We start from the raw sequence: 6,422 nt of genomic DNA, 5'->3' as shown, positions 1-6,422 counted from the left end.
AGGCTAACTGCCTCGCCTGCCACCACGCGCTCAACAGCAGCATCCTTAACATCCTTCGGAGTCCAACGCGTCACAACTACCTCCCGGTCGAAGTGGCGCATTCACCCCTTGACAGCACGATGAAGCCAATCTTCTTGGTTCTGTATTCGGGTTTTGGCATTGATCTTCCTCAAGGACTCCCTTCACCACTACTCGTCGCTGTGATCTCATGGTGCGCTATCGTTTGTCTGAGCTTCGTTCCTTTCCAACAGGAAACGAGAGTTTTGGAGGATTTGAGCCAAGGCCCAACTCGCATAGATCCAACTCCAAGGAATCCGCGGGCTGCAGAACTCCTTCGATATCCGCTGGGGATAGCAGCCTGTGTTGTATTGCTAGTGGGATTTGTGGCGATGCCCCAAGCGGATCCATCTAGTAGGTGGCCGTTTATTTTCGTCTACTGCGTGCCCTTCTTGGTGAGTGCTGCCTCTGTATTTGTCTACGCGGTTGTCTTATATTCCGCCGAATACCTCTCCCTCAAGTTTGGGGGATGGAATCCTCCGATTTTGGGAGTCCGATATGCGCGATCTTTTATCGCCACCACCATATTGCGGGTCTCTTGTATTTTTATCTTGTTTCCCATCATTCCTTTTATTGCGAATGATTCGGCACTCTACTCAGCAAGGGAAGAATTAGCTGACAATGTGAAGAACGTGTATGTAGGGTCGCCGCAGGATGAACAAACTATCAGCACATCCACTGCCCAAAACATTTGTCAGGATCACGCCGCAGATTGCCTAGGAGTTCTTAGCTGGGTGCCTGCTGACCAAGACTCGGAAGAGCTCCAACCTTCCACCATGGAAGAAGGCGCTGTCTTTGCGCTGGTAGAAGATCGGGACGGAACAGTAAGTTCCTTGGTTAATGACCGAGAGGTAGTTGAGACGGAACCCCGATCGCCGTTTGACCAAACGTGGATGCGGCCATGGGATAAAACCTTTAATTCTGAAGCAGATCCTTCTTGGGGAACGGGCGAAAGGCAAGACGAAGGTTATGCTGTAGCCATTTTTTCGAAGCAAGTGGAATTGAGCGACAGCCAAGCGATGGAGGTTGTAGGCGCTCAGCAATGGGCAGAAAACCTACCTTCAACGTTGCTTTACGGTCCAAACGGTACCGGTACAAGCGAATTTATTCCGTTGTTTGCCTACGTGATTGTTGGGGGAGCAGTTCTCATCTTCGGACTGGCCTTAGCACAACAAGGTCGGCTTATCCGCTTCACTAAAACCATTTGGGAACAAGGCGTCTCAGTTGCAGAAGCGCACAGAAACAGGAAATTGGCCAATTGTTTGCCTTCGGCTTTTGCGTTGGCTTTGTCGCTAGGAGCAGCTGCTCTACTGAGCACGTATATGGACTCTTATATAGCGCATAAACTTGTATTGCACTTTCCGGATGTCCCATTTGGACTCATACTTTTCTTGGTGGTGGTTGTGGGCCTGGCAGCGGTGGGCAGCAACTTTGTGAAAGGCCCGCGGCCTGCTAAAAACTAGGCGGCCACGTTGCTCACCCAAAAGGCCAGTTCACGGAATATGCTTGGGTCGTGTCCTATTCTTATTCCGCCGCCGACTTCGCCCGCCTGGCCGATGAAAAGCCGAAGGGCTCAGCCTTCCATACCGTGGAAGAACATCGCGGCGTCTTTGCCCGTGACCGCGCCCGCGTGCTGCACTCGGCAGCCTTGCGGCGTCTGGCCGATAAAACTCAGGTCGTCGGGCCGCGCGATGGCGATACTCCACGCACCCGTCTGACCCACTCGCTGGAGGTGGGCCAAATTGCGCGGAGCATCGGTGCTGGACTTGGACTCGATCCTGATCTGTGCGACATGGCAGGGCTGACCCATGACATCGGCCACCCGCCCTACGGGCACAATGGCGAAAACGCACTCAATGAGGTCGCCCTCAACGGCTTTGAAGGAAACGCGCAGACCCTGCGCATCCTCACCCGCCTAGAGCCCAAGATCATCGTGGACGATGCCAGCGGCGTGCCGCGCAGCTTCGGCCTCAACCTCACCCGCGCCGCCCTCGACGGTGCCTGCAAATACCCCTGGACCAAAACCAATCCCGATGGCAGCACCAACCGCAAATACGGCGCCTATGACGAGGACGCGGATCTGCTCGAGTGGCTGCGCGAGGGCCATAGCGATAATCGCAAATGCATCGAAGCCCAAGTAATGGACTGGTCCGATGACATCGCCTACTCCGTGCATGACGTGGAAGACGGCATTATTTCCCGGCGCATCTCCCTCAAAGTCCTTTGGGACCTAGTTGAGCTAGCCCAGCTGGCAGAAAAGGGCGCTAAAGCCTTTGGCGGCACCGCCGATGAGCTCTTGGAGGCGGCCGATAGCCTGCGCAACTTAAGCGTCATCAATGCCATCGGCGATTTTGATTACTCCTTGCGCGACTATGCCAACTTGAAGAAGATGACCTCTGAGCTCGTAGGCCGCTATGTGGGCGCGACCGTCGGCGCTACCAGCGAGGCTAATTCCGAGCTCATCGCCTCCAATACCCTTGGCCGCATGCACGGTGACCTCGTTGTGCCCAAGCAAGCCGAGGCCGAGGTCAAGCTACTGAAAACCATCGCGGTCCTTTACGTCATGGATGAGCCCGCCCACTTAGCCCGCCAAGACCGCCAACGCGAGCGCATCTACCGTGTCTACGATTACCTCGTCGCCGGCGCCCCCGGCTCTTTGGATGCCACCTTCCGGCTGTGGTGGGAGCAGGCCGATTCTGATGCCGCTCGTGACCGCGCCATCATTGACCAAATTGCGTCTATGACCGAGTCTCGCCTCGAGCGCTTGGCCCGCCGGAGTGCGGAGCTGTCTGGGTTCCTCAGCTAAACCTGGCTTGCCCACCACCGCGCTAGAGTTAGGTCGAGAGTCATCAGGCCGATCTGAGCGCGAAAAGGCCGAATTGAGAGCTCAAAACCCTCAATTCGGCCTCATATCTATGGACCTAACGCCTCAGCTCCAACCCCAGGGCCCGAGTCGCTAGCGCACCAACGCGACACCTTGGTCCTCGAGCACGCTAGCTACCGCCGCTAGGTCCTCGCCTTCGATATCCATATTGGAGGCAACGATGACGCTGGTGCGCTGCTCGCGTAGGAAATCCGCTAGGTCATCGAGGTTGCGCGGGCCGCAGTCTTCGCAGCCGCGGGTGCGGCCGAGTGCGTTAAAGAAGTCCGCGCGGGTGCGGATGTGTTCAGTAATGAGGATGCGTCGCATGATTACTCCTCTGCGTCCGGAATAGAACAGAAGCTTTCATAGTGGTCATCGGTGTAGTACCACACGTCTGGGTCGGTCTCGCTGCCGCCACCGGTGATAATGCGGCGGGCGCCGCGGTTGTGGCTGCCTGGGGTTTCTACCGTGTATTCGCGGTAGTAATTCTTGTCCTGCTGAGGCAGCCGGCCCTCGTAATTGCCAAAGCGGACGTTGTCATTATCCGGGTAGTCGTAGGGGCCACCGGCCAAGATATCGTCCGCGGTGTCTTTGGCCTCGGCGGGTAGGGAAGACATCTCGCAAGTATCGGTGTCGCCAGTTGCGGCCGCTTGTGCTGACTCAGAAGTGGAGGAGGCAGCGGAATCACCATCGCCGCCGAGGTCGAAACCGAAATAGCTTGCTACGACGACAAGCGCAAGGCCGCCGAGGGCAACGGGGAGCGATTTCTTGGACGCTTTGGACTTGGGCATACCTTTATTGTTGCAGGTGCGGCGCTAAAAGTGGAAATTGGCCCGAGACAATGGCGAGGTCAAAAATTGCCCCGTCACGGGGGTAGGTAACAGTATGTGGAAAGTACCCCAACAGAGGGTAATTTGCGTCCAAACTGTGAACCCTGTTCAACGTCACCATCCTGCCCTAGCTATTTGAACATTCCCACCACGCGCGGGGTAGTCTGTACGCATGGCAAAAGGCAGAATTCCGGACAGCGACATCCAAGCTATCCGTGAACGCGCGCCTTTAGAAGAAATCGTCGGCGAGTACGTGCAGCTCAAGCCCGCTGGGCACGATTCGCTCAAGGGCCTTAGCCCGTTCAAGGATGAAAAGACGCCGTCCTTTCACGTGCGCCCGCAGCGCGGCTACTATCACTGCTTTTCCACCGGCAAGGGTGGCGATGTCTTCAGCTTCTTGATGGAAATGGAGCAGGTTTCCTTCCCAGAAGCAGTTGAGGCAGTAGCGCAGAAGATCGGCTACCACATTAACTACCAGGGCGGTTCTACGGGCGCGCGCAATGAGAAGCCGGGCACGCGGCAGCGCCTCATCGCTGCCAATAAAGCCGCCCACGAGTTTTACCGCCAGCAGTTGGAGACCCCACAAGCGGCTACAGCCCGCGATTTCCTGCTGGATCGCGGTTTTTCCCGCGAGGTCATCTATGACTTCGAGTGCGGCTATGCCCCAGAGGGATGGGATACGGCTACCAAACACCTGCTGCGCCTAGGCTTTTCCTTTGAAGAGCTGGAAGCAGCTGGCATTTCCAAGATGGGCAAGCGTGGTCCCATCGACCGCTTCCATCGTCGTTTGCTGTGGCCGATTAAGGACCTTTCCGGCAACGTCATTGGCTTTGGCGCCCGCAAGCTTTTCGACGACGACAAGCTCGGCAAGTACATGAACACCTCTGAGACCATGCTCTACCGCAAGTCCAAGGTGCTCTTTGGCCTCGATTTGGCCAAGCGCAATATCGCCGAAAACCACCAAGCCGTGGTGGTAGAAGGCTACACGGATGTCATGGCCATGTATGCCGCAGGCGTCAAGACCGCTGTTGCTTCCTGTGGTACCGCCTTTGGCGGCGAGCACCTGCAGGTGCTGCGCCGACTCATGCTGGATGATTCCTACTTCAATGGCGAGCTCATCTATACCTTTGACGGCGATGAGGCAGGGCAGAAGGCCGCCATGCGCGCCTTTGATGGCGAGCAAAAGTTCACCGGTCAATCCTTTGTCTCCGTAGCGCCCGACGGCATGGATCCGTGCGATCTGCGTCTGCACAAAGGCGATGCCGCCGTGCGCGAGCTCATCGCGGACCGCATCCCCATGTTCGAGTTCGTTATCCAGTCCGTCATCGCGGAATACAGCATTGACAGCGCCGAGGGGCGCCTGCAGGCCCTGCGCCGCGCGGTACCCGTGGTCGCACAGATCCGTGATCAACCTTTGCAGCGTGAATATGCCCGGCGTCTAGCAGGTTGGGTGGGCTGGCCGGATCCGGAAGAGGTTCTCCGGCAGGTGCGCGCGGAGGCACGCAAGCCCAAGAAAGCCGAAAAGCCCACCATTCGTCGCTTCGACAATGCGAAGCAGCAGCCGGCACAGCAGGACGTGCCGATGATCCATCCGCCGAGCCCGAAGGAGACCCACCTGTGGCCTCAGCGCGAGGCCCTCAAGCTGGCCTTGCAGATGCCGCAGGTGGCAGGCTCGTACTTCGATGGCATTACTGCCGACGCCTATACCAACGACGCCTACCGCCTCGTGCGCCAAGCCATCTCTACCGTGGGCGGCGCAGCTCAGGGCGCCACCATGCCGGCCGTGGAATGGATCGCCGCGGTGGCCGGGGAAATGCAGGATCTCACCGGCCGCAACTTCGTCTCGGAGCTTGCCGTAGAGGCCATTTTGCCAACCGACGTCGGCCCCGAAAAATACGCTGACTCCGTGCTTTCCCGCCTGCAAGAAACCGTGGTGGGAGATCAAATTGCCCAGCTGAAGGCTCGTCTTGGCCGCATGCGTCCCTCTGATGATGAGGCTAGCTATAACTCGCTTTTTGCTGACCTCGTCGCTTTAGAGCAAGCCCGTCGCGAGCTCAATGACCGCGCCTTCCGCGGCACGCCTCCCCAAGGTTAAAAATATCCCCTCGCCATGTCACCGATTCAGGTGCGCAGCGAGGGGAGGGAAGAGGCTGAAACTAATTTAGTCCTCATCAGGTTCATAAATGCGGTCCGCGTTGTCTACTTGGGAACCGCGCAGCCGGCCTTTGCCCTTGCGCTTGGAAGATAGATCGCGAACCTCCCGCATGCGCGGTTCCGGATCCAAGCGGTTGGCTACTGCCTTGCGCGCAGAAGTGACGGCAGATTTGGTTACGGGGGAGTTGATGGCCTTCTCGTAGGCGCCCTTGATCTGGTGGTAGCGCTTGCGGCCTGCTTTGGTGCCAAAAACGTATCCTGCTGCGGCGCCGAAGACGAATTGGATCATTATTTAGCGTGTCCCCTTATTCCAGTACGAGTAAAAGTTCTCCACTAGCCTACCGCGAAGGCCCGTCGCTCGCTGCTAGCCACCGTTAAGGGGTAAAGCTCGATTTGCTGTAGGACAGCTCTTTTCATAAACAGGAATTCGCGCTAGTTTAAAGAGGTGGACATAAACGCGCGTAGGGACTCGGCCGCGGCCTCAGCAGTAGCGCTGGCCGCGCTATTTACCGCGAGTA

The 6,422-nt window shown here is 57.4% G+C and carries 6 protein-coding genes; 3 read left to right on the top strand and 3 right to left on the bottom strand.

What is annotated here, in order from left to right; all coding sequences use genetic code 11:
* The first annotated feature begins 389 nt into the window (after positions 1-389).
* Positions 390-1,520, top strand: a complete 1,131-nt coding sequence (locus MHK04_RS10880) for a hypothetical protein (RefSeq protein ID WP_239208730.1) — start codon at positions 390-392, stop codon at positions 1,518-1,520.
* Between the two features lie 50 nt (positions 1,521-1,570).
* Positions 1,571-2,863: a deoxyguanosinetriphosphate triphosphohydrolase gene (locus MHK04_RS10875; RefSeq protein ID WP_239208732.1), complete on the top strand. Its 1,293-nt coding sequence runs from the start codon at positions 1,571-1,573 to the stop codon at positions 2,861-2,863.
* A gap of 150 nt (positions 2,864-3,013) precedes the next feature.
* Here the strand turns inward: MHK04_RS10875 and MHK04_RS10870 are convergent, their stop codons facing one another.
* Both MHK04_RS10870 and MHK04_RS10865 read right to left on the bottom strand, forming a co-directional pair.
* On the bottom strand, positions 3,014-3,247 hold the full coding sequence (locus MHK04_RS10870; RefSeq protein WP_023021008.1) for a barstar family protein: 234 nt from the start codon (positions 3,245-3,247) through the stop codon (positions 3,014-3,016).
* 2 nt (positions 3,248-3,249) lie between these two features.
* Positions 3,250-3,711 carry a guanyl-specific ribonuclease gene (locus MHK04_RS10865; protein WP_239208734.1) on the bottom strand — a complete coding sequence of 154 codons (462 nt, stop codon included), beginning with the start codon at positions 3,709-3,711 and terminating at the stop codon, positions 3,250-3,252.
* 211 nt (positions 3,712-3,922) lie between these two features.
* Here MHK04_RS10865 and dnaG point away from each other — a divergent pair, with 211 nt between their 5' ends.
* Positions 3,923-5,845 (top strand): DNA primase, encoded by a 1,923-nt coding sequence (dnaG, locus tag MHK04_RS10860; protein WP_200288799.1) that lies wholly within the window; start codon positions 3,923-3,925, stop codon positions 5,843-5,845.
* A gap of 66 nt (positions 5,846-5,911) precedes the next feature.
* On the opposite strand, the gene MHK04_RS10855 is transcribed toward dnaG, so the two are convergent.
* Entirely contained in the window at positions 5,912-6,193 is a 282-nt protein-coding gene (locus tag MHK04_RS10855; protein WP_023021011.1) for a hypothetical protein, read from the bottom strand.
* Positions 6,194-6,422: the final 229 nt, after the last annotated feature.

Source organism: Corynebacterium nasorum (genome assembly GCF_022345765.1).
Classification (GTDB): Bacteria; Actinomycetota; Actinomycetes; order Mycobacteriales; family Mycobacteriaceae; genus Corynebacterium; species Corynebacterium kefirresidentii.
The sequence above is the reverse complement of the archived record's forward strand: the minus strand, read 5'-3'. Positions and strand labels throughout refer to the sequence as shown.